The sequence below is a fragment of the Microbacterium oxydans genome (genome assembly GCF_900095745.1).
Taxonomy (GTDB): Bacteria; Actinomycetota; Actinomycetes; order Actinomycetales; family Microbacteriaceae; genus Microbacterium; species Microbacterium oxydans_B.
Window position 1 is genome coordinate 218,311 of the sequence record NZ_FMIR01000017.1, and the last position, 18,935, is coordinate 237,245.

At 68.1% G+C, this 18,935-nt stretch carries 17 protein-coding genes; 8 read left to right on the top strand and 9 right to left on the bottom strand.

Annotated features, from left to right (window positions below; translation table 11 throughout):
- The first annotated feature begins 89 nt into the window (after positions 1–89).
- Positions 90–3,764, top strand: a complete 3,675-nt coding sequence (locus BQ2383_RS11415; protein ID WP_091033883.1) for a multifunctional oxoglutarate decarboxylase/oxoglutarate dehydrogenase thiamine pyrophosphate-binding subunit/dihydrolipoyllysine-residue succinyltransferase subunit — start codon at positions 90–92, stop codon at positions 3,762–3,764.
- A gap of 57 nt (positions 3,765–3,821) precedes the next feature.
- Here BQ2383_RS11415 and BQ2383_RS11420 read toward each other — a convergent pair whose 3' ends face one another.
- Genes BQ2383_RS11420 through BQ2383_RS11430 form a run of 3 tightly spaced genes read right to left on the bottom strand, consistent with a single transcriptional unit; the run spans position 3,822 to position 6,061 of the window.
- Positions 3,822–5,123, bottom strand: a complete 1,302-nt coding sequence (locus BQ2383_RS11420) for a GNAT family N-acetyltransferase (protein ID WP_091033885.1) — start codon at positions 5,121–5,123, stop codon at positions 3,822–3,824.
- A gap of 33 nt (positions 5,124–5,156) precedes the next feature.
- Positions 5,157–5,402 carry a zf-HC2 domain-containing protein gene (locus tag BQ2383_RS11425; RefSeq protein ID WP_029261944.1) on the bottom strand — a complete coding sequence of 82 codons (246 nt, stop codon included), beginning with the start codon at positions 5,400–5,402 and terminating at the stop codon, positions 5,157–5,159.
- Entirely contained in the window at positions 5,399–6,061 is a 663-nt protein-coding gene (locus BQ2383_RS11430) for a sigma-70 family RNA polymerase sigma factor (RefSeq protein ID WP_091033888.1), read from the bottom strand. The genes BQ2383_RS11425 and BQ2383_RS11430 overlap by 4 nt, the downstream gene beginning before the upstream one ends.
- Before the next feature lie 70 nt (positions 6,062–6,131).
- Here BQ2383_RS11430 and aroA point away from each other — a divergent pair, with 70 nt between their 5' ends.
- From aroA to bcp, 3 genes are read left to right on the top strand one after another with little or no spacing between them, the layout of a single operon-like run.
- Positions 6,132–7,448 carry a 3-phosphoshikimate 1-carboxyvinyltransferase gene (gene aroA / locus BQ2383_RS11435; RefSeq protein WP_091033891.1) on the top strand — a complete coding sequence of 439 codons (1,317 nt, stop codon included), beginning with the start codon at positions 6,132–6,134 and terminating at the stop codon, positions 7,446–7,448.
- Positions 7,449–7,450: 2 nt separating this feature from the next.
- The gene (rsgA, locus tag BQ2383_RS11440) at positions 7,451–8,521 is read left to right on the top strand and encodes a ribosome small subunit-dependent GTPase A (protein WP_091034520.1); all 1,071 of its coding nucleotides are present in this window, start codon (positions 7,451–7,453) and stop codon (positions 8,519–8,521) included.
- A 9-nt stretch (positions 8,522–8,530) separates the two neighbouring features.
- A complete protein-coding gene (gene bcp / locus BQ2383_RS11445) occupies positions 8,531–9,004 on the top strand; it encodes a thioredoxin-dependent thiol peroxidase (protein WP_091033893.1) in 474 nt (157 codons plus the stop codon).
- Positions 9,005–9,042: 38 nt separating this feature from the next.
- Here bcp and BQ2383_RS11450 read toward each other — a convergent pair whose 3' ends face one another.
- Positions 9,043–9,429: a hypothetical protein gene (locus BQ2383_RS11450; RefSeq protein WP_244175995.1), complete on the bottom strand. Its 387-nt coding sequence runs from the start codon at positions 9,427–9,429 to the stop codon at positions 9,043–9,045.
- A gap of 230 nt (positions 9,430–9,659) precedes the next feature.
- On the opposite strand from BQ2383_RS11450, the gene BQ2383_RS11455 reads away from it, so the two are divergent.
- Positions 9,660–9,908, top strand: a complete 249-nt coding sequence (locus BQ2383_RS11455; protein WP_017203224.1) for a WhiB family transcriptional regulator — start codon at positions 9,660–9,662, stop codon at positions 9,906–9,908.
- A 63-nt stretch (positions 9,909–9,971) separates the two neighbouring features.
- On the opposite strand, the gene BQ2383_RS11460 is transcribed toward BQ2383_RS11455, so the two are convergent.
- Both BQ2383_RS11460 and BQ2383_RS11465 read right to left on the bottom strand, forming a co-directional pair.
- A complete protein-coding gene (locus tag BQ2383_RS11460) occupies positions 9,972–11,456 on the bottom strand; it encodes a sensor histidine kinase (RefSeq protein WP_091033899.1) in 1,485 nt (494 codons plus the stop codon).
- A gap of 24 nt (positions 11,457–11,480) precedes the next feature.
- Positions 11,481–11,867 carry an Rv3235 family protein gene (locus BQ2383_RS11465; RefSeq protein ID WP_091033902.1) on the bottom strand — a complete coding sequence of 129 codons (387 nt, stop codon included), beginning with the start codon at positions 11,865–11,867 and terminating at the stop codon, positions 11,481–11,483.
- A gap of 130 nt (positions 11,868–11,997) precedes the next feature.
- Here BQ2383_RS11465 and BQ2383_RS11470 point away from each other — a divergent pair, with 130 nt between their 5' ends.
- Positions 11,998–12,621: a hypothetical protein gene (locus BQ2383_RS11470; protein WP_091033904.1), complete on the top strand. Its 624-nt coding sequence runs from the start codon at positions 11,998–12,000 to the stop codon at positions 12,619–12,621.
- Here the strand turns inward: BQ2383_RS11470 and BQ2383_RS11475 are convergent.
- The gene (locus tag BQ2383_RS11475; protein ID WP_091033907.1) at positions 12,609–12,887 is read right to left on the bottom strand and encodes a helix-turn-helix domain-containing protein; all 279 of its coding nucleotides are present in this window, start codon (positions 12,885–12,887) and stop codon (positions 12,609–12,611) included. The two genes, BQ2383_RS11470 and BQ2383_RS11475, sit on opposite strands and share 13 nt — an antisense overlap.
- Before the next feature lie 97 nt (positions 12,888–12,984).
- Between BQ2383_RS11475 and BQ2383_RS11480 the strand changes: the two genes are divergently transcribed.
- Positions 12,985–13,608, top strand: coding sequence for an SAF domain-containing protein (locus BQ2383_RS11480; protein ID WP_091033909.1), 624 nt, complete (start codon positions 12,985–12,987; stop codon positions 13,606–13,608).
- A complete protein-coding gene (locus BQ2383_RS11485; protein WP_091033912.1) occupies positions 13,605–14,852 on the top strand; it encodes an AAA family ATPase in 1,248 nt (415 codons plus the stop codon). Before BQ2383_RS11480 ends, BQ2383_RS11485 begins: the two co-directional genes overlap by 4 nt.
- Here the strand turns inward: BQ2383_RS11485 and BQ2383_RS11490 are convergent.
- Both BQ2383_RS11490 and secA read right to left on the bottom strand, forming a co-directional pair.
- Positions 14,776–16,002, bottom strand: a complete 1,227-nt coding sequence (locus BQ2383_RS11490; protein ID WP_091033913.1) for a pyridoxal phosphate-dependent aminotransferase — start codon at positions 16,000–16,002, stop codon at positions 14,776–14,778. The genes BQ2383_RS11485 and BQ2383_RS11490 overlap by 77 nt on opposite strands.
- Before the next feature lie 65 nt (positions 16,003–16,067).
- On the bottom strand, positions 16,068–18,869 hold the full coding sequence (gene secA, locus BQ2383_RS11495; RefSeq protein WP_091034522.1) for a preprotein translocase subunit SecA: 2,802 nt from the start codon (positions 18,867–18,869) through the stop codon (positions 16,068–16,070).
- Positions 18,870–18,935: the final 66 nt, after the last annotated feature.

Below are 18,935 nucleotides of genomic sequence, written 5' to 3' on the forward strand. Positions count from 1 at the left end.
GCTTGTTGGTCGAGAGTGTGCGGATCCGAACGCATCCTGCGTCGACGTCCGCACCAGAGAGCTTCAGCGATGAAAGAGGGCGATCGAGAGTGTCGAACCAGGTGACCGGCGTCAACGGCGACGGGGGGTTCGGAGCCAATTCCTGGCTCGTCGAAGAGCTCTACGAGCAGTTCAAAGTGAACCGCGACTCCGTCGACAAGGAGTGGTGGCCGATCCTCGAGAAGTACCACTCGGATACCTCCTCATCGGCACCCGCCGCTGCGGACACGTCGGCACATCCGGTGACCGCCCCGATCCCCGTGATCGGCTCGCAGCCGGTCGCCCGCACGACCGCGAAGCCCGCGGCCGCCGCGCCGATCCCGGCACAGGCACCCAAGCCCGCACCCAAGCCCGAGTCGAAGGAGGCCGTCGAGCCCGTCGAGGAGGACAAGGTCACTCCGCTGCGCGGCCTGCCGAAGACCCTCGCCGCGAACATGGACGAGTCGCTGACCGTCCCGACCGCGACCAGCGTGCGCACCGTGCCCGCGAAGCTGATGATCGACAACCGCATCGTCATCAACAACCACATGGCGCGCACCCGCGGCGGCAAGATCAGCTTCACCCACCTCATCGGGTGGGCGCTCATCCGCACGCTCGACGAGTTCCGCAGCCAGAACGTGTTCTACGCCGAGATCGACGGCAAGCCCTCGGTGGTCGCCCCTGCGCACGTCAACCTCGGCATCGCCATCGACCTGCCCAAGCCCGACGGCACGCGCGCTCTCATGGTGCCCAGCATCAAGCGCGCCGACACGCTGTCGTTCACCGAGTACCTCAGCGCGTACGAAGACCTGGTCACCCGCGCCCGCGGCAACAAGCTCACCGCCGCTGACTTCCAGGGCACCACCGTGTCCCTCACCAACCCCGGCGGCATCGGCACCGTGCACTCCGTGCCGCGGCTGATGAAGGGCCAGGGCTGCATCATCGGTGCCGGAGCCCTCGAGTACCCCGCCGAGTTCCAGGGTGCGAGCGACAAGACGCTCAACGAGCTGGCGATCGGCAAGACGATCACGCTCACCAGCACCTACGACCACCGCGTCATCCAGGGTGCAGGCTCGGGCGAGTTCCTCAAGAAGGTGCATGAGCTGCTCATCGGCCAGCGCGGCTTCTACGACGACATCTTCGCGGCGCTCCGCATCCCGTACGCCCCCATCCGCTGGAACCCCGACATCGCGGTCGACCTCGCCGAGCGCGTCGACAAGCAGTCCCGTGTGCAGGAGCTCATCAACTCCTTCCGCGTGCGCGGCCACCTGATGGCCGACATCGACCCGCTCGAGTACCAGCAGCGCTCACACCCCGACCTCGAGATCGAGAGCCACGGGCTCACCTTCTGGGACCTGGACCGCGAGTTCGTCACCGGCGGGTTCGGCGGTCGGCGCATCGCCAAGCTCCGCGACATCCTCGGTGTGCTCCGCGACTCGTACTGCCGCACGCTCGGCATCGAGTACATGCACATCCAGGACCCGGAGCAGCGTCGCTGGTTCCAGGAGAAGGTCGAGGTCAAGTACCAGAAGCCCGGCCACGACGAGCAGCTGCGGGTCCTCCGCAAGCTCAACGAGGCCGAGGCGTTCGAGACCTTCCTGCAGACGAAGTTCGTCGGCCAGAAGCGCTTCTCGCTCGAGGGCGGCGAGTCGCTGATCCCGCTGCTCGACGAGATCCTCCAGGGCGCCGCGACTTCCGGACTCGAGGGCGCTGCGATCGGCATGGCCCACCGCGGCCGCCTCAACGTGCTGACGAACATCGCTGGCAAGACGTACGGCCAGGTGTTCCGCGAGTTCGAGGGCACCCAGACCCCCGGCAACCAGCGTGGCTCCGGCGATGTGAAGTACCACCTCGGCACCGAGGGCACCTTCGTCGCCGATGACAAGTCCGAGCTGCCGGTCTACCTCGCGGCGAACCCGTCACACCTCGAGACGGTCGACGGCGTGCTGGAAGGCATCGTCCGCGCCAAGCAGGACCGCAAGCCGATCGGCACGTTCGCCTGGCTGCCGATCCTCGTCCACGGCGACGCCGCCTTCGCCGGCCAGGGCGTCGTGGTCGAGACGCTGCAGATGTCGCAGCTGCGCGGCTACCGCACCGGCGGCACGATCCACGTCGTGGTGAACAACCAGGTCGGCTTCACGACGACCCCGAACGACGGACGCACCTCGGTGTACTCCACCGACGTGGCGAAGACCATCCAGGCACCGGTGTTCCATGTGAACGGCGACGACCCCGAGGCCGTCATCCACGTCGCACAGCTCGCGTTCGAGTACCGCGAGCGGTTCCACCGCGACGTCGTGATCGACCTCGTGTGCTACCGCCGACGCGGTCACAACGAGGGGGACGACCCCTCGATGACGCAGCCGCTGATGACCGACCTGATCCAGGCGAAGCGGTCTGTCCGCCGTCTGTACACCGAGTCGCTCGTCGGCCGTGGCGACATCACGGAGCAGGAGTACGACGAGGCCAAGGCGGACTTCCAGAACCGCCTCGAGATCGCCTTCGCCGAGACCCACGCGGCGGAGACCGGGGCGACACCGATCGCGCCGGAGCTGCCTCCGGTGGAAGACCAGGTCGGAGCGCCCGAGGTCACGGGCGTGCCGGGCGAGGTCATCCAGCTCATCGGTGACGCATTCGTGAACAAGCCCGAGGGCTTCACGGTGCATCCGAAGATCCAGCAGCTGCTGGAGAAGCGGCTCGACATGAGCCGCAACGGCGGTATCGACTGGGGCTTCGGCGAACTTCTCGCATTCGGCTCGCTTCTGGTCGAGGGCACCCCGGTGCGTCTCGCCGGACAGGATGCCCGTCGTGGCACGTTCGTCCAGCGTCACGCCACTCTGCATGACCGTGCGAACGGCCAGGAATGGCTGCCGCTGTCGAATCTGTCCGATGCGCAGGGCCGCTTCTTCGTCTACGACTCGCTCCTCAGCGAGTACGCCGCCCTCGGGTTCGAATACGGCTACTCGGTCGAAGCTCCCGAGGCACTCGTGCTCTGGGAAGCGCAGTTCGGCGACTTCGTCAACGGCGCCCAGTCCGTGATCGACGAGTACATCTCGGCGGCCGAGCAGAAGTGGGGACAGCAGTCCAGCGTGACGCTGCTCCTCCCCCACGGCTACGAGGGCCAAGGACCTGATCACTCGTCGGCGCGCATCGAGCGCTTCCTGCAGATGTGCGCGCAGGAGAACATGATCGTCTCCCGTCCGTCGACCCCGGCGTCGTACTTCCACCTGCTGCGCCGCCAGGCCTACGCCCGTCCTCGCAAGCCGCTCATCGTCTTCACCCCGAAGGCGATGCTGCGTCTGCGCGGCGCGACGAGCCCGGTTGAGGCCTTCACCCAGGGCCGGTTCGAGCCGGTGATCGACGACGACCGCGGTCTCGACCGCTCGGCCGTGAAGCGCGTCCTCGTGCACTCGGGCAAGGTGCACTGGGATCTGCGCGCCGAACTCGACAAGAACCCGAACCCCGAGGTCGCCCTCGTCCGGCTTGAGCAGCTCTACCCGACGCCGATCGACGAGCTCAAGGCCATCACCGACTCCTACCCGAACGCCGAGCTGGTGTGGGTGCAGGAGGAGCCGGAGAACCAGGGCGCATGGCCGTTCCTCGCGCTCGCCTTCGCCGACGTCCCCGGAGACCGGTCCTTCCGACCCGTCGCCCGCACGGCATCTGCGTCGCCGGCGACGGGATCCTCCAAGGTGCACGCCTCCGAGCAGGCCGCACTGATCCGTTCGGCCGTAACTCTCGGATGATCCATCGACGAGAAAGGGCGCCCCGACCGCGGTCGGGGCGCCCTTTCTCGTTCCGGTTCAGTACCAGATGTCGAGAGACGGCACCGGGAAGGCGATCAGTGCGCGATCGAGCGCCTCGACGGCCGCCGCGTCACCCGAGATGCGACCGGCACCGTGCAGAGATGCCGCGCGTACTCCCCCGGCGTACAGCGAGGACAGCGCCGACACGTCGAGCACGATGTCGGCGGTGCTGCCCTCAGCGACCTTGACCGTCGCGTCACCGGACTCGTCGATGCGCAGCCGCCAGTCGCCGTTCGCGAATCCGAGGGAGTCCTCGACGCGCAGCACCGTGTCGAGCGGAGCAGAGTAGCGTCGCGCGGTCAGCGCAGCCGGGAGATCGAGGATTCGCAGCCAGCCATGGTCATGCACCTCCTGCTTCACACCGCGGGGGTCGGCGACGAGCCACAGCAGCGGATCGTCGAGGGGACGGAGGTCGGCGACGACCTCGTCGACGAGGTCGTGCTGCAGCGCGAAACGCCACAGCGCGGCGCGCGCCTCGGCAGTCTCGGCGACGAGCAGCCGCACGTCCAGACGGAACCGCAACGTGCCGTTCGCCTCGCTCACGGCGTATGCCATGACCCCTCGGAGCACACCGTTCTCGTCGAGATAGCGCACGCCACGGGCCTGATCCCGATCGGCGGTCGGCGCGACGCCCGCATACCCCTCCCAGCGGCCGCGCCAGCCGGGGATCTGTCCGGCTGTCCGCCGACGCGCACGCTCGTGGACAGCCCCGAGGTCGGCGGCGAGAGTCTCGCGGTCGACGTACTCCAGGCGCCCCGGCGGGGTCTCGCCGCCCCACCCTGCTCGACGCGTGTCCACGGTCAGTCGCGCGACCGGGACGGCCGAGCCGAAACCGTAGCGCCCATAGATCGTCGCCTCTGTCACCGTGAGCCCGGCGACGGCGACACCGGCGGATGCTGCGGCCCGCAGCTCGCCCTCGAGGAGGGCTCTGGCGATGCCCCGGCGCCGATGGGTCGCCGCGACGGTGACGATGCTGATCGCCCACATGCCGATCTCGCCGCCTCCGGGAAGCGTGAGCGGAGTCACCCACGCGTTGGTGGTCGCGACCGGCAGCGCAGCTTCCGGTGCCGTCTTCTCGAACACGCCGATGTTGCGTCGGGCCGCGAAGGTCTTCGTGACCTGCGCGAGCATCTCGCTGCTCGGTTCGGCACCGAGGAAACCGCGGTCCACCGCACGCTGGAATGCCACGGCGCTCGCGTCATCGGTCAGATCGACGACGCGGTACTCGAGTCCGGCGGCGGCCAGTCGTTCAGTCGAGGTGGTGTCTGCGGGCACGTCCCGCGCATCGATGGAGCTCATCCATCCACACTACCGACGGGCTCGGACGCGGGGTCAGTGCTGGGCAGCCTGAGCCTCGCGCAGCCGAGCGAAAACCTGGTCGCGCAGCTGCTCGGGAGCAGTCTCCTTGCAGGCACGGGCGATGACCTCGGTGAGGGTCGTGGCCACGAGCGCCTCATCACGGCAGGACGGGCAATGCTCGAGGTGCTCACGGATCTCGGTGTGCTCGGTCTTGCACACCTCGTTGCGGAGGTACTCCTCCAGATCCTGACGCGCTTTGTCGCAGCCGCAGTCGCTCATTTCTTGCTCCTCGTCTCAGCCGCCGCGATGCCCCGCTCAGCGGCGTAATCTGCCAGCAGCTCCCGCAGCATCCGCCTGCCACGATGCAGACGGCTCATCACGGTGCCGATGGGGGTCTTCATGATGTCGGCGATCTCCTGGTACGCGAAGCCCTCGACATCGGCGAGGTACACCGCGAGCCGGAAGTCCTCCGGCACGGCCTGCAGCGCGTCCTTGACCACCGAGGCCGGCATCCGGTCGATGGCCTCCGCCTCGGCGGAGCGGCTGTGCGAAGCGGTCGTCGATTCCGCACCGCCCAGCTGCCAGTCCTCGAGCTCGTCGATCGTGCCCTGGAACGGCTCGCGCTGGCGCTTGCGGTAGATGTTGATGTACGTGTTCGTGAGGATGCGGTACAGCCACGCCTTGAGGTTGGTCCCCTGCGAGAACGTCGACCAGGAGCCATAGGCCTTGACGAACGTCTCCTGCACGAGGTCGGCGGCGTCAGCGGGGTTGCGCGTCATGCGCATCGCGGCGGCGTAGAGCTGATCCATGAAAGGGATCGCCTGCTCCTCGAACTCGCGTCGAGGGTCGCCGACGATGTCTGCGGTTGCGGTGTCATCCATCACCGGCCAGTCTAGGCCGCTGAGGTCGATCACCTCGCGCTCCAACGTCGCCGTCATGCTCTCTCCTTCGCTTTCAGGAGCCTGTCTTTCGCGACGAAGCTTCCTGCGTTTACTAAGGTGAGAACCGATGAGCGCCAACAGGTATTCCCCCTCCCGGGTGCAGGGCACCTATCCTGCGCCCACCACCGACGTGCCCGTGCACGCCGAGCTCACGATCCCGGGCTCGAAATCGCTGACGAATCGCGAGCTGATGATCGCCGCGATCGCCGACGGCCCCGGCCGACTGATCGCCCCCCTGCACTCCGACGACTCCGCGCGCATGGTGGACGCCCTGCGCGCCCTGGGCGTCGGCATCGAAGAGGTGGAAGCCGGGCACGAGTTCGGTCCCGACCTCGTGGTCACCCCGGCGAAGCTCAGCGGGGGCACGACGATCGACTGCGGCCAGGCGGGCACCGTGATGCGCTTCATCGCTCCGCTGGCGGGCCTCGCCCAGCACGACGTGCACCTCACGGCGCATGAGACCGCACTCCATCGCCCCATGGGTGGGCTGATCAGCGCCCTGCGGGACCTCGGAGTCGACATCGACGACGAGGGAACCTGGTCGCTCCCGTTCACCATCCGCGGCCACGGGCGCATCCGCGGTGGACGAGTCGAGATCGACGCATCGGCGTCGAGCCAGTTCGTCTCCGGCCTCCTGCTCGCCGCTCCTCGATTCGACGTCGGGCTCCATCTCGTGCACGTCGGCGAGCACCTGCCGAGCCTTCCGCACATCGACATGACCATCGAGGCTCTGAGCCGCCGCGGCATCCGCATCGAGCGTCCGGCCGTCGGCGAGTGGCTCGTCGAGGCCGGGGTGCCGCGCGCGAAGGAGATCGCGATCGAACCGGATCTCTCCAACGCCGCACCGTTCCTCGCCGCCGCTCTGGTGGCCGGCGGCTCCGTCTCCATCACGGGCTGGCCGGCGCACTCCACGCAGCCGGGCGCGCTGCTGCCGGACATCCTCCAGGCCACGGGAGCGCACGTGGGTCGCCACGGCGGCACCCTCACGGTGCGCGCAGGCTCCGGCATTCGCGGTCTCGACCTCGATCTCTCCGCCGCAAGCGAGCTGACTCCCACCCTCGTCGGCCTCGCCGCGTTCGCGGAGTCCCCGACGACCATCCGTGGCATCGGCCACATCCGCCTCCACGAGACCGACCGGATCGCGGCACTCATCGGCAACCTCCGCGCACTCGGCGGCGAGGCCGAGGAGCTCCCGGACGGGCTCCGCATCATCCCGCGCCCGCTGCACGGCGGCAGCTGGGCCACACACCACGATCACCGGATGGCCACGACCGGCGCACTGATCGGCCTGCGCGTTCCGGGTGTCGAGATCGACGACATCGGAACCACCGCCAAGACCCTCCCGGAGTTCACGATGCTCTGGGAGCGGATGCTGCGAGGTTGATGGTGAGCTGGCTCGACGACAGCGACGACCTCGATGACGACTTCGAGGACTTCGACGAGAGCAGCATCAGGACGCGTCCGAACCCCAAGGCGAACCGCCCGCGCACCAAGCGCCGACCCGCGCACGAGGACGCCCAGGTGGGCAGGGTCCTCGGCGTCGACCGCGGCCGGTATTCGGTTCTCCTGGACGAGAACACCCCTGACGAGCACATGATCACGACCACCAGGGCTCGGGAGCTGCGCCGCATGCCGATCGTCACGGGTGATCAGGCGCGTGTGGTCGGAGACACCTCGGGCGACGAGGGCACGCTCGCCCGCATCGTCGGCATCGTGGAACGCACCTCGCTTCTGCGTCGCAGCGCCGACGACACCGACCAGGTCGAGCGCGTCATCGTCGCGAACGCCGATCAGATGCTCGTCGTCGTCGCCGCGGCCGACCCCGAGCCGCGGGCCCGTCTCGTCGACCGCTACCTCGTCGCTGCCCTGGATGCGGGGATACGTCCTCTCCTGGTCGTCACGAAGACCGACATCGCCGACCCGTCGGAGTTCCTCACCCACTTCGACGGCCTCGACCTGCGCGTGTTCACCAGCGCTCAGGACGAGATGCCCGTCGAGGAGATCGGCGAAGCGCTCGTCGGGCACTCCACGGTCTTCGTCGGCCACTCGGGCGTCGGCAAATCGACCCTCGTCAACGCGCTCGTGCCCACGGCTCTGCGCGCCACCGGACACGTGAACCAGGTCACCGGACGCGGCCGCCACACCTCCTCCTCTACCGTCTCGCTGCGTTACGAGGGGGCCGGTGGCAGCGGCTGGGTGATCGACACGCCCGGCGTCCGCTCGTTCGGTCTCGGCCATGTGGATCCCGCGAACATCCTGGCCGCGTTCACGGAGCTCGCGGCGATCGCCCAGGACTGCCCCCGGGGGTGCACGCACCTCGCGGATGCCCCCGACTGCGCCCTCATCGAAGCGGCGGAACGGGGCGAGCTGGGCGAGACCGGACGTGCGCGGCTCGACTCCCTGCAGCGGCTGCTCCAGACGTTCGCAGACAAGGCGGAGCAGGCTCCCGGACGTTAGGCTGGAGGCGTGACCCAGCGCCTCGAACCCGGAACCGCAGCCCCTGACTTCGCCCTCCTCGACCAGGACGGGAAGACCGTGCGTCTCGCCGATCTGCGCGGCCAGAAGACGGTGCTGTACTTCTACCCCGCCGCGATGACGCCCGGCTGCACCACGGAGGCCTGCGATTTCCGCGACAGCATCTCGTCGCTCCAGGGTGCGGGCTACCGGGTCGTCGGCATCTCGCGCGATGAGCCGGCCACGCTCACGAAGTTCCGCGAACGCGATGGACTCACCTTCCCGCTGCTGAGCGACCCCGACCACGCGACCCACACCGCCTACGGCGCGTGGGGCGAGAAGATGAACTACGGCAAGCTCGTCGAGGGTGTCATCCGCTCCACCTTCGTCCTCGACGAGGACGGCACGATCACTCTCGCGCAGTACAACGTGAAGGCCACCGGTCACGTGGCGCGACTGCGCAAGCAGCTCGGCATCGACGTCTGACACCCGGCGCTGAGTTCGCGCTCAGCGGCCGCGGGAACTCACTCCGCCGGGCGCTGCTCGGCCTCGCGTCGGGCGCTCGAGATCAGCAGCACGAAGCCCACCAGGCCGGGAAGCCCGACCCCGAGGGTGAATGCCCACGACACCGGCTGCAGCGTGAGGGATGCCAGCGCGAGGGCTACCGCGAGCACCTGGAACACCACTCCCCCTGACCGTGCCCACGACTTGCCGCTTCGAACACCGATCGCGAACGCCACGAGAGCGGCGGCGCCGATGAGGGTGAGCGCGATCAGTGCCAGCGCGGTCGGCAACGACGCCGCGTCGCCGGCGCCGAGCCCGACCAGTTCGATGACCGCGAAGACGAGAAGCGCCGCGGCTTCCGCGGCAAGCACCGCCGCTGCCGCGAGAGCGATTCCAGGTGCGCGCACAGCATCTCCCAAGCATCGAAAGAGGAGAAAACCCTTGATTTCGCGGTTTTCATGTAACAGAATAGAGAAAGTCATGTGCTCCCACAGCGGCGTGGGGCGAGCAATCTCGCTCGCATCACAAATCGCGGGCATTCCGTCCGCACATCACCAGGGTAGCCGAACCCGAACTGCTACCCGAATCCGAGAGGTCGCATCGCGACATCTCTTGAAATCCACACCGAGGAGCCCCCATGGACTGGCGCGATAAGGCCGCCTGCCTGACTGTCGACCCCGAGCTATTCTTCCCCGTGGGGAACACCGGCCCGGCCGTCGATCAGATCGAGAAGGCGAAGACCGTCTGCGCCACCTGCACAGTCACGGAGATCTGTCTGCAGTACGCCCTGGAGACCAGCCAGGACTCCGGCGTGTGGGGCGGTCTCTCCGAAGACGAGCGCCGCGCTCTGAAGCGTCGCGCCGCACGCGCACGCCGCGCCTCCTGAATCTGCACGAAGCGGCCTGAGACGAGGTCTCAGGCCGCTTTCGTCTGCCCTGCGTGCGTCAGGTCAGCGGTCGAGCCAGCGCAGAGGGATGTCGATGATCACCTCTGTGCCCTCTCCATCGCTTCCGTGCCACTCGATGGTGCCGCCCAGCTCCCCCTGGATGAGGGTGCGGATGATCTGCGTGCCGAGCCCCTGACCGATCCGCCCCTCGGGGAGACCGAGGCCGGTGTCACGCACCGTGACGCGGAGATTCTCCTCGGTCCGCGCGGCATCGATGGTGACGATGCCCTCCTGACCGGCGAGGCCGTGCTCGACGGCGTTCGTGACCACCTCGGTGAGCGCGAGGGCGAGGGGCGTCGCATACTCGCTCGGGAGCACACCGAACCGCCCGGTCGACTGCGTGCGCGCGCGTGTGTTCGGCGCCGAGGCGACCTCAGCCACGAGCTTGAGCACCCGGTGGAAGACCTCGTCGAAATCGACCTTCTGCGTGAGCCCCTGAGCCAGGGTGTCGTGCACGACCGCGATCGCATCGACGCGACGCATGGCCTGCGTGAGTGCATCTCGGGCTTCATCGGAGTGGGTGCGGCGCGCCTGGATCCGCAGGAGAGACGCCACGGTCTGGAGGTTGTTCTTCACCCGGTGGTGGATCTCGCGGATCGTCGCATCCTTGGTGATGAGCTCCTGTTCCTGATGGCGCAGCTCCGACACGTCGCGGCAGAGCACGATCGCGCCGATGCGCGTTCCGTGGTCCTTCAACGGGATCGCGCGCAACGACACCGTGACGCCGCGCGCCTCGATGTCGGTCCGCCAGGGAGCACGCCCGGTCACCACCACGGGAAGTGATTCGTCGACCTGCCGCGAGGGCGGGACGAGCCGCGTGGTGACCTCGGCGAGGGACTCCCCCTCGAGCTCGTCATCGAATCCCATGCGGTTGAAGGCGGAGAGTGCGTTCGGGCTGGCGAACGTGCTGATCCCGTCGACGTCGATCCGGATGAGTCCGTCCGACGCACGCGGTGCGCCTCGACGCGGTGAGGTCGGCGCGGCGAGGTCGGGGAAGCTGCCGTCCGCGATCATCCGGAACAGATCGTTCGCGCATTCGTCGAAAGTGATCTGCTGGCGAGAGGGCGTGCGCAGCTCGCCAAGGTTGGTGTGCCTGGTCACCACGCCGATCACGGTGGGCGGGGCATCTGCTGCGCGTCGTTCGCTCACGATCGGCACGGCGCGCACCCTGGTCGGAGTCTCCTCGAACCAGTCCGGCGACGACGAGTCCACGATCTCCGCAGACTCGAAGGCGCCCTGGACCTGCGTACGCCACTGCGGTCGTACCCGCTCTCCGACGATGTCGCGGTAGAACAGCGTCGCCGCCCCGCTCGGCCGCGCGTGAGCGACCGCGATGAAGGTACCGTCCTCCGTCTGAATCCAGATGACGATGTCCGCCGACGCGAGGTCGGCGAGGAGCTGCCCGTCACCGGCGAGTCGGTGCAGCCACTCGACATCGCTGTCGGTCAGGAGACCCTGGGCATGGGCGAGATCACTGAGGGTTGACACCCCACCAGCCTACGGTCAGATCCGTCAGAGGATGGCCAAGGACGTCGCGCGCCAACGCCGATCGATGCCGTCCAGCCGGACGGCGACCGCGCGCGTGCGCCCCGGCCCCGCCACCACGACGACGGCCTCGATCACGCCGTCAGTAGGCTCGGCCACGCGCAGCGACCTGATCGCGAATGCCGGTCGCGCCGGAGCGACACCCCGCGCGCTGCGCGCTCTCGCCGAGAGATTGACTCTGGTGACCAGACTCCGATACGCATCCTCGCTGAGCCAGCGGGCGAGCTGATCGACCTCCCTGACTCCGGCGAGAGCCTCGAGGACGCCGGTGGTGAGGCTCCGCAGGAGCGGTGCGGGGTCGGGAAGCTCGCTGGTCGGCGTGGGGTGGGCGGCGAAGTACTCGTGAGGCATCATGTCGGACTCTCGGTCGGGGAGGTCTGGAAGTCCGCCAGTACAGCACCGCGTCGTCCCCCGCCGGGGGCGCATCGAGCAACTATGTGGATAACTCGTACGTGAGATCTCCTCGTCGCCTACGCTCTGTCGGGTGCACTGGGACCGTCTGTTCGAAGACCTCGAAGGCCAGCTGGCGTCGGATTGGGAGGCGGAGCGAGCCGTGCTCGACGCCGAGTCCGAGCGACTACGCATCGCGAAGCTGGACCTGCGCGCCCGCCTCCGGACGTTGTGCAGCGCCAGCACCGACGCGACGATCGACCTCGTGAACGGACGACGGCTGCCGGTCACACTCCAGGCTCTCGGAGCAGACTGGCTCGCCGTGGTCTCACGCGATGTCGGCGGCGCCCGCCATGCGACGGGCACGGCAGCATCGGCGCTGATCCTCCCCCTGCACGCCGTCGCCGGCCTCACGACGGACCACGGCATGATCCTGGCGAGCCTCGATGACTCTACGACGGACGTACACCCGCTTCGCGAGCGGATGACGCTCGGATTCGTGCTGCGGGATCTCGCCCGACGGCGGATACCCGTGCACATCAGCGTGCAGGTCGGCGACGACGCCCACGGCACGATCGACCGCGCCGCGGCGGATCACCTCGATCTGGCGCTGCACGATCCGGGCCAGGCGCGTCTCGCCGGCGCTGTGCACGGCTTCCGCATCATCCCGTTCGACGCGCTCGTCGCCGTGCGTACCCCGGGAGATCAGCTGCGGTGAGCCGAGGATGTGCCCCAGACCTCAGGAAAGCTCGCGACCTGCGACTGCCTCCACAACGCCATGCGGCGGGCGATCTCCGATTCCTCCGCCAGGTAGTCCTCGAGACTCGACTCCTCCACCCGCCAGCGCGGCGGCGATCCGAGCTGCGCACCACGGAGTCTTCCTTCATGGAGGAGTTCGACCACCTCGTCCACACCGATGCTCAGGAGTTCGGCCACCTGCGCGGGGGCGAGGAATCGCGACGCGGGCCGGGTCGGGGGTGCCATCCCCTTATTCTCCATGACGGGGTCGGGAGGATCGGGCGCTCTGCCGTCCTGTGGATAACCGACGGTGCACGTGCGGGATTTCTGTGACGATATCGCCATGGCTTCCCTTTCTCGCCCTCGGCGTGCGTTCTGGGGCGACACCCGATTCCTCATCGGGATCGCCCTGGTGGCGCTCTCCATCACCGCAGTGTGGCTCATCGTCACCGGATCCGACCAGGCACGGCCGGTACTCCGAGCCGACCGCACCATCGTGGAGGGTGAGAAGCTGACCTCAGACGACTTCCAGGTCATCGAGGTGGGACTGGGCCTGTCTGCCGACGACTACCTCGGCCCCGAAGACCTGCAACCCGGCCAGATCGCGGCGCGCACACTCACCAAGGGCGAGATCGTGCCGTCTGCTGCGCTGGCGGATGCCGACCACGGCCGCAGCACCACGGTCGTCGTCGAGAGCAGCACCGGGATCCCCGGAGAGGTACAGGCCGGTTCGGTGGTCGACGTCTGGTTCGCCCCGCCTCTCGACGACGGTCGCACGTACGACACTCCACGAATCCTCGTCACGGACGTGGTCGTCCGCGACGTGATCGAGTCGAACGGCATGCTGGCCGACACCGCGGCGGCCCGGCTCGAACTCGTGATCGACAGAGGCGACACGGCCGACGTGCTCGCCGCGATCACCGAAGGCGCCTCCCTCTCCGTGCTGCCGGTCGGGGCCGGCTCGTGACGGCTGTCGTCGTGGCCATCCCGGAGCCGCGTGCGAGCGAACTGGCTGCGGAACTGGAGTTGGAGGGAGTCACGGTCCTCGCCATCCTGCCTCTCCCCACCGCCGAGTTCGACCTTCCTCGTGGTGCCGAGGCGATCATCGTGACGGCCGCACGTACAGTTCTCACGGCCGCGCTGGTCTCCACGTGCGATCGAGCAGGAGTCCGCATCCTCCCGCTCGGAGGAGCCGACAGCCGTCTGCTCGGACGCCTGGGCTTGTCCGCAGCCTTGCCGCCCGAGGCGGCCGGCTGGGAGATCGCGGCGGCGTTGCGCGCCGATGCCGACCACGTGCCCGCACCCCGGTCACTCCATCCGCACCGAGTCATCGCCGTGTGGGGGCCGCATGGCGCACCGGGCCGCTCCACGATCGCCATCGAGCTCGCAGTGGAACTCGCACGGTCCGGGCGCAGCACCGCCCTGGTCGACGCCGATACGGTCGCTCCGTCGCTCGCGCTGCTGCTCGGGCTCAGCGACGACGCACCCGGGATCGCTGCGGCCTGCCGTCGGGCCGAGCGCGGCGCCCTCGACGCCACGGAGCTGACCCGGCTCGCCACGATGGTGTCCTGCGGCGGCGGCGAGGCCGTCGAGGTGCTCGCGGGTATCAACCGCCCGAGCCGATGGCCGGAGCTGGGGGCAGCCCGTCTCCGAATGGCTTTGGGCGCCTGTCGTGAATGGAGGGAGGAGACGGTCGTCGACGTGGCGAGCGCCTTCGATGCAGACGACGAGGTGACCTACGACATCGCCGGGCCTCGACGCCATGCCGCGACGTCGGCGACGCTGAGCGAAGCCGACCTGATCGTCGCCGTAGCCGCAGCCGATCCGCTGGGGATCAGCCGCTTCCTCCGGGATCACGCGGAAGTGCGCCGGCTCACCGCGCCGACACCGGTGTCGGTCGTCGTCAACCAGGTCCGGCCGGGACCGCTCGGGATCGATGCCCGCGGGCAGGTGCGGCGCACCCTCGAGCGGTTCGCGGGCATCACCGACGTCACGTTCCTGCCGTTCGACCAGCGCGCCGCCGACGCGTCGTTGCTGCATGCCCGTCCGATGACGGACGTCACACCGCGCTCGACGCTCGTCGCGGGCATCCGAGGGCTCGCGGCGACGCTGTCTCCTGTCGACGCAGAGCCCGCTACTGGCGGTAGCTCGCGAGGAAGTTCCCCAGTCGCTCGACGGCTTCGCTCAATACTCGGGGCTCGGGGAGCGTGACGAGCCGGAGGTGATCCGGGGTCGCCCAGTTGAAACCGGTCCCCTGCACCAGGAGGATGTGCTCCGAGACGAGCAGGTCGTAGACCAGGCGGGCATCGTCTCTGATCTCGTGCACATTCGGGTCGAGCCGCGGGAAGGCGTACAGCGCGCCCTGCGGCTTGACGCACGAGACCCCCGGGATCGACTCGAGCCCTTCCCACGCGATATCCCGCTGCTCGTGCAGGCGACCGGTCGGCGCGATCAGCGCGTCGATGGACTGCACACCCGACAGTGCGGCCTGCACCGCGTGCTGGGCGGGCACGTTCGGACACAGTCGCGTCGACGCCAGCAGCGTGATGCCCTCGATGAATCCCTTGGCGTGGCCCTGCGGCCCGGTGATGACCATCCAGCCCGAGCGGTATCCCGCGACCCGGTAGGTCTTGGACAGCCCGTTGAAGGTCAGGCACAGCAGATCGGGAGCCAGCGTCGCGGTCGGGATGTGCACGGCACCGTCGAACAGGATGCGATCGTAGATCTCGTCCGACAGCAGCAGCAGCTCATGTTCCCGAGCGATCTGCACGAGCCCCTCGAGGATCTGACGCGAGTACACGACGCCGGTGGGGTTGTTCGGGTTGATGATCACGAGCGCCTTGGTGCGCGGTGTGATCTTCGAGCGGATGTCCTCGAGGTCGGGCTGCCACTCGTCATCCTCATCGCAGAGGTAGTGGACGGGGGTGCCACCGGCGAGGCTGGTCATCGCTGTCCACAGCGGATAGTCCGGGGCCGGGATGAGCACCTCGTCGCCCTCGTCGAGCAATGCCTGCATCGTCATGGTGATGAGCTCGGAGACGCCGTTGCCGAGATACACGTCGTCCGGGTCGAAGCGAGGAAAGCCCTCGATCTGCTCGTAGCGACTCACGACCGCGCGGCGGGCAGAGATGATGCCCTTGCTGTCGCTGTAGCCGTGCGCGGAAGGGAGCGCCGCGAGCATGTCATGCACGATCTGATGGGGAGCATCGAAGCCGAAGATCGCCGGATTCCCGGTGTTCAGCTTGAGGATCTTGTGCCCCTCGGCCTCCAGGCGCGCCGCCTCGACGAGGGCGTTTCCGCGGATCTCGTACAGGACGTTCTTGAGCTTCGACGACTGGTCGAAGTGGCGCGTTGGAGTCATCGGCCAAGCCTACAGCGACGAAAGGAGGGCCAATCCACGTGGACTGGCCCTCCTCTGCGCGGGAGCTACTTCTTCTTCTTGCCCTGGGCGCGGCGCTGCTCGCGGTTGCCGGCGGCCGGAGCCTCGGCATCGGTGCGCTGCCCGAAGGCGCCTCGCGGTGCCTCTTCCGGCTCGGTCTGCGGGGCCTGCGCGCGAGCCGCCGCCTGACGGACACGATCGGTTGCCGCCTGCTGGACCTGACCGCGATCGTTGCGGACCTCGACCTCGCCCGCGTCGTTCGCGGCGGAGTACTCGAGACGCTGCTCTCCCCCGTCGGAGGCGAGTCCCTTGGCCTCGACCTCGGCCGTCTGGGAGTCGCCGGCACGACGCACCTCGACTTCGAGGTTGTAGAGGTACCCGACGGATTCCTCCTTGATCTGCCCCATCATCGACTGGAACATCGCGTAGCCCTCGCGCTGGTATTCGATGAGCGGATCGCGCTGAGCCATCGCGCGCAGGCCGATGCCGTCCTTGAGGTAGTCCATCTCGTAGAGGTGGTCGCGCCAGCGGCGGTCGAGCACCTGGAGGACGACGCGACGCTCCAGCTCGCGCGTCGCCGCCTCGCCGAGCGCTTCCTCGCGCGTCTCGTAGGCGATCTTCGCGTCGGAGAGCAGCTCGCGGGTGAGTCCGTCGGCCGTGATACCGCCCTTGCGCCCCGCCGCCTCCGAGACGACCTCGTCGATCGTCACGCCCACCGGGTAGAGCGTCTTCAGCTCGGTCCAGAGCGCGTCGAAGTCCCAACTCTCGTTGTGCCCCTCGCCGGTGTGATCGCGGACCACGCCGCTGATGGCGTCCTCGATGAAGTGCTGGACACGGTCGGCGATGTCATCGCCCTGCAGGATGTGTCGACGGTCGGCGTAGATGGCCTCGCGCTGACGGTTCAGGACGTCGTCGTACTTGAGGACGTTCTTACGCATCTCGGCGTTGCGCGACTCGACCTGGGACTGGGCGCTGCGGATCGCACGGGACACGAGGCCCGACTCGATCGGCACGTCGTCCGGGAAGTTCGTGCGGGCGAGAATCGCCTCGGCGGCGCCCGACTGGAACAGACGCATCAGGTCGTCGGTGAGGCTCAGGTAGAAGCGGCTCTCACCGGGGTCGCCCTGACGCCCGGAACGACCACGGAGCTGGTTGTCGATGCGACGCGACTCGTGCCGCTCAGTGCCCAGCACGTAGAGTCCACCGGCCTCGATGACCTTCTCGGCCTCCTCTGCGACGATGCTCTTCATCGACTCGTAGGTCTCATCCCACGCGACCTCGTACTCCTCGGGCGTCTCGACGGGGTCGAGCCCCTTGCCCTTGAGCTCCTGGACCGCAAGGAACTCGGCGTTTCCGCCGAGCATGATGTCGGTGCCTCGTCCGGCCATGTTCGTGGCGACGGTGACGGCGCCCAGGCGCCCGGCGCGGGCGACGATCTCGGCCTCGCGTGCGTGGTTCTTCGCGTTGAGGACCTCGTGCTTGACGCCCTTCTTCGCGAGCAGGCGCGAGAGGTACTCGCTCTTCTCGACGCTCACCGTTCCGACCAGCACCGGCTGGCCGGCGGCATGACGCTCGGCGATGTCTTCCACGACCTGGGCGAACTTCGCGGTCTCGTTCTTGTAGACGAGGTCGGACTGGTCCTTGCGGACCATCGGCCGGTTCGTCGGGATGGGGATGACGCCGAGCTTGTAGGTCGACATGAACTCCGCGGCCTCGGTCTCGGCCGTACCCGTCATGCCGGCGAGCTTGTCGTAGAGACGGAAGTAGTTCTGCAGCGTCACCGTGGCGAGAGTCTGGTTCTCGGCCTTGACCGGCACGCCCTCCTTGGCCTCGATCGCCTGGTGGATGCCCTCGTTGTAGCGGCGTCCGACCAAGATGCGACCAGTGTGCTCGTCGACGATCATGACCTCGTCGTTCATCACGACGTAGTCCGTGTCCTTCTTGAACAGCGCGAGCGCCTTGATCGAGTTGTTGAGGAACGAGATGAGCGGGGTGTTGGCGGACTCGTAGAGGTTGTCGATGCCGAGATAGTCCTCGACTTTCTCGATACCGGGCTCGAGCACGCCGACGGTGCGCTTCTTCTCGTCGACCTCGTAGTCCTCTCCGACCTCGAGGGTGCGGGCGATCTTCGCGAACTCGGCGAACCAGCGGTTGGCCTCACCCGAGGACGGGCCCGAGATGATGAGCGGCGTACGGGCCTCGTCGATGAGGATCGAGTCGACCTCGTCGACGATCGCGAAGAAGTGCTCGCGCTGGACGAGGTCTTCCTTGCGCCACGCCATGTTGTCGCGCAGGTAGTCGAAGCCGAACTCGTTGTTCGTGCCGTAGGTGATGTCGGCGGCGTACTGCTCACGACGCACCGCGGGGGTCTGGCCGGAGACGATGATGCCGGTGGTCATGCCGAGGGCACGGAACACACGTCCCATCAGCTCGGCCTGGTAGCTCGCGAGGAAGTCGTTGACCGTGATGACGTGCACGCCCTTGCCGGCGATCGCGTTCAGATACGCGGGCAGGGTCGCGACGAGGGTCTTGCCCTCACCGGTCTTCATCTCGGCGATGTTGCCGAGGTGGAGGGCGGCGCCACCCATGATCTGCACGTCGTAGGCGCGCATGCCGAGCGTGCGCTTGGCTGCCTCCCGCACCGCGGCGAAGGCCTCGGGCATGAGCTGGTCGAGCGTCTCGCCGTTCTCGAAGCGCGCGCGCAGCTCGACTGTCTCGTTGCGCAGTTCGTCGTCGGTGAGCTTGGAGATGTCCTCTTCCAGCGCTCCCACTGCCTTGACGACCTGATTCAGGCGGCGGATGACCCGCCCCTCGCCAGCACGCAGCAGCTTCTCAAGAGGATTGGCCACGGATGTCATCTCCCTGTCAGTGGGTAAATCGCCGGCCGCCGGTGAACCCGACGCCAGGCATGCTTT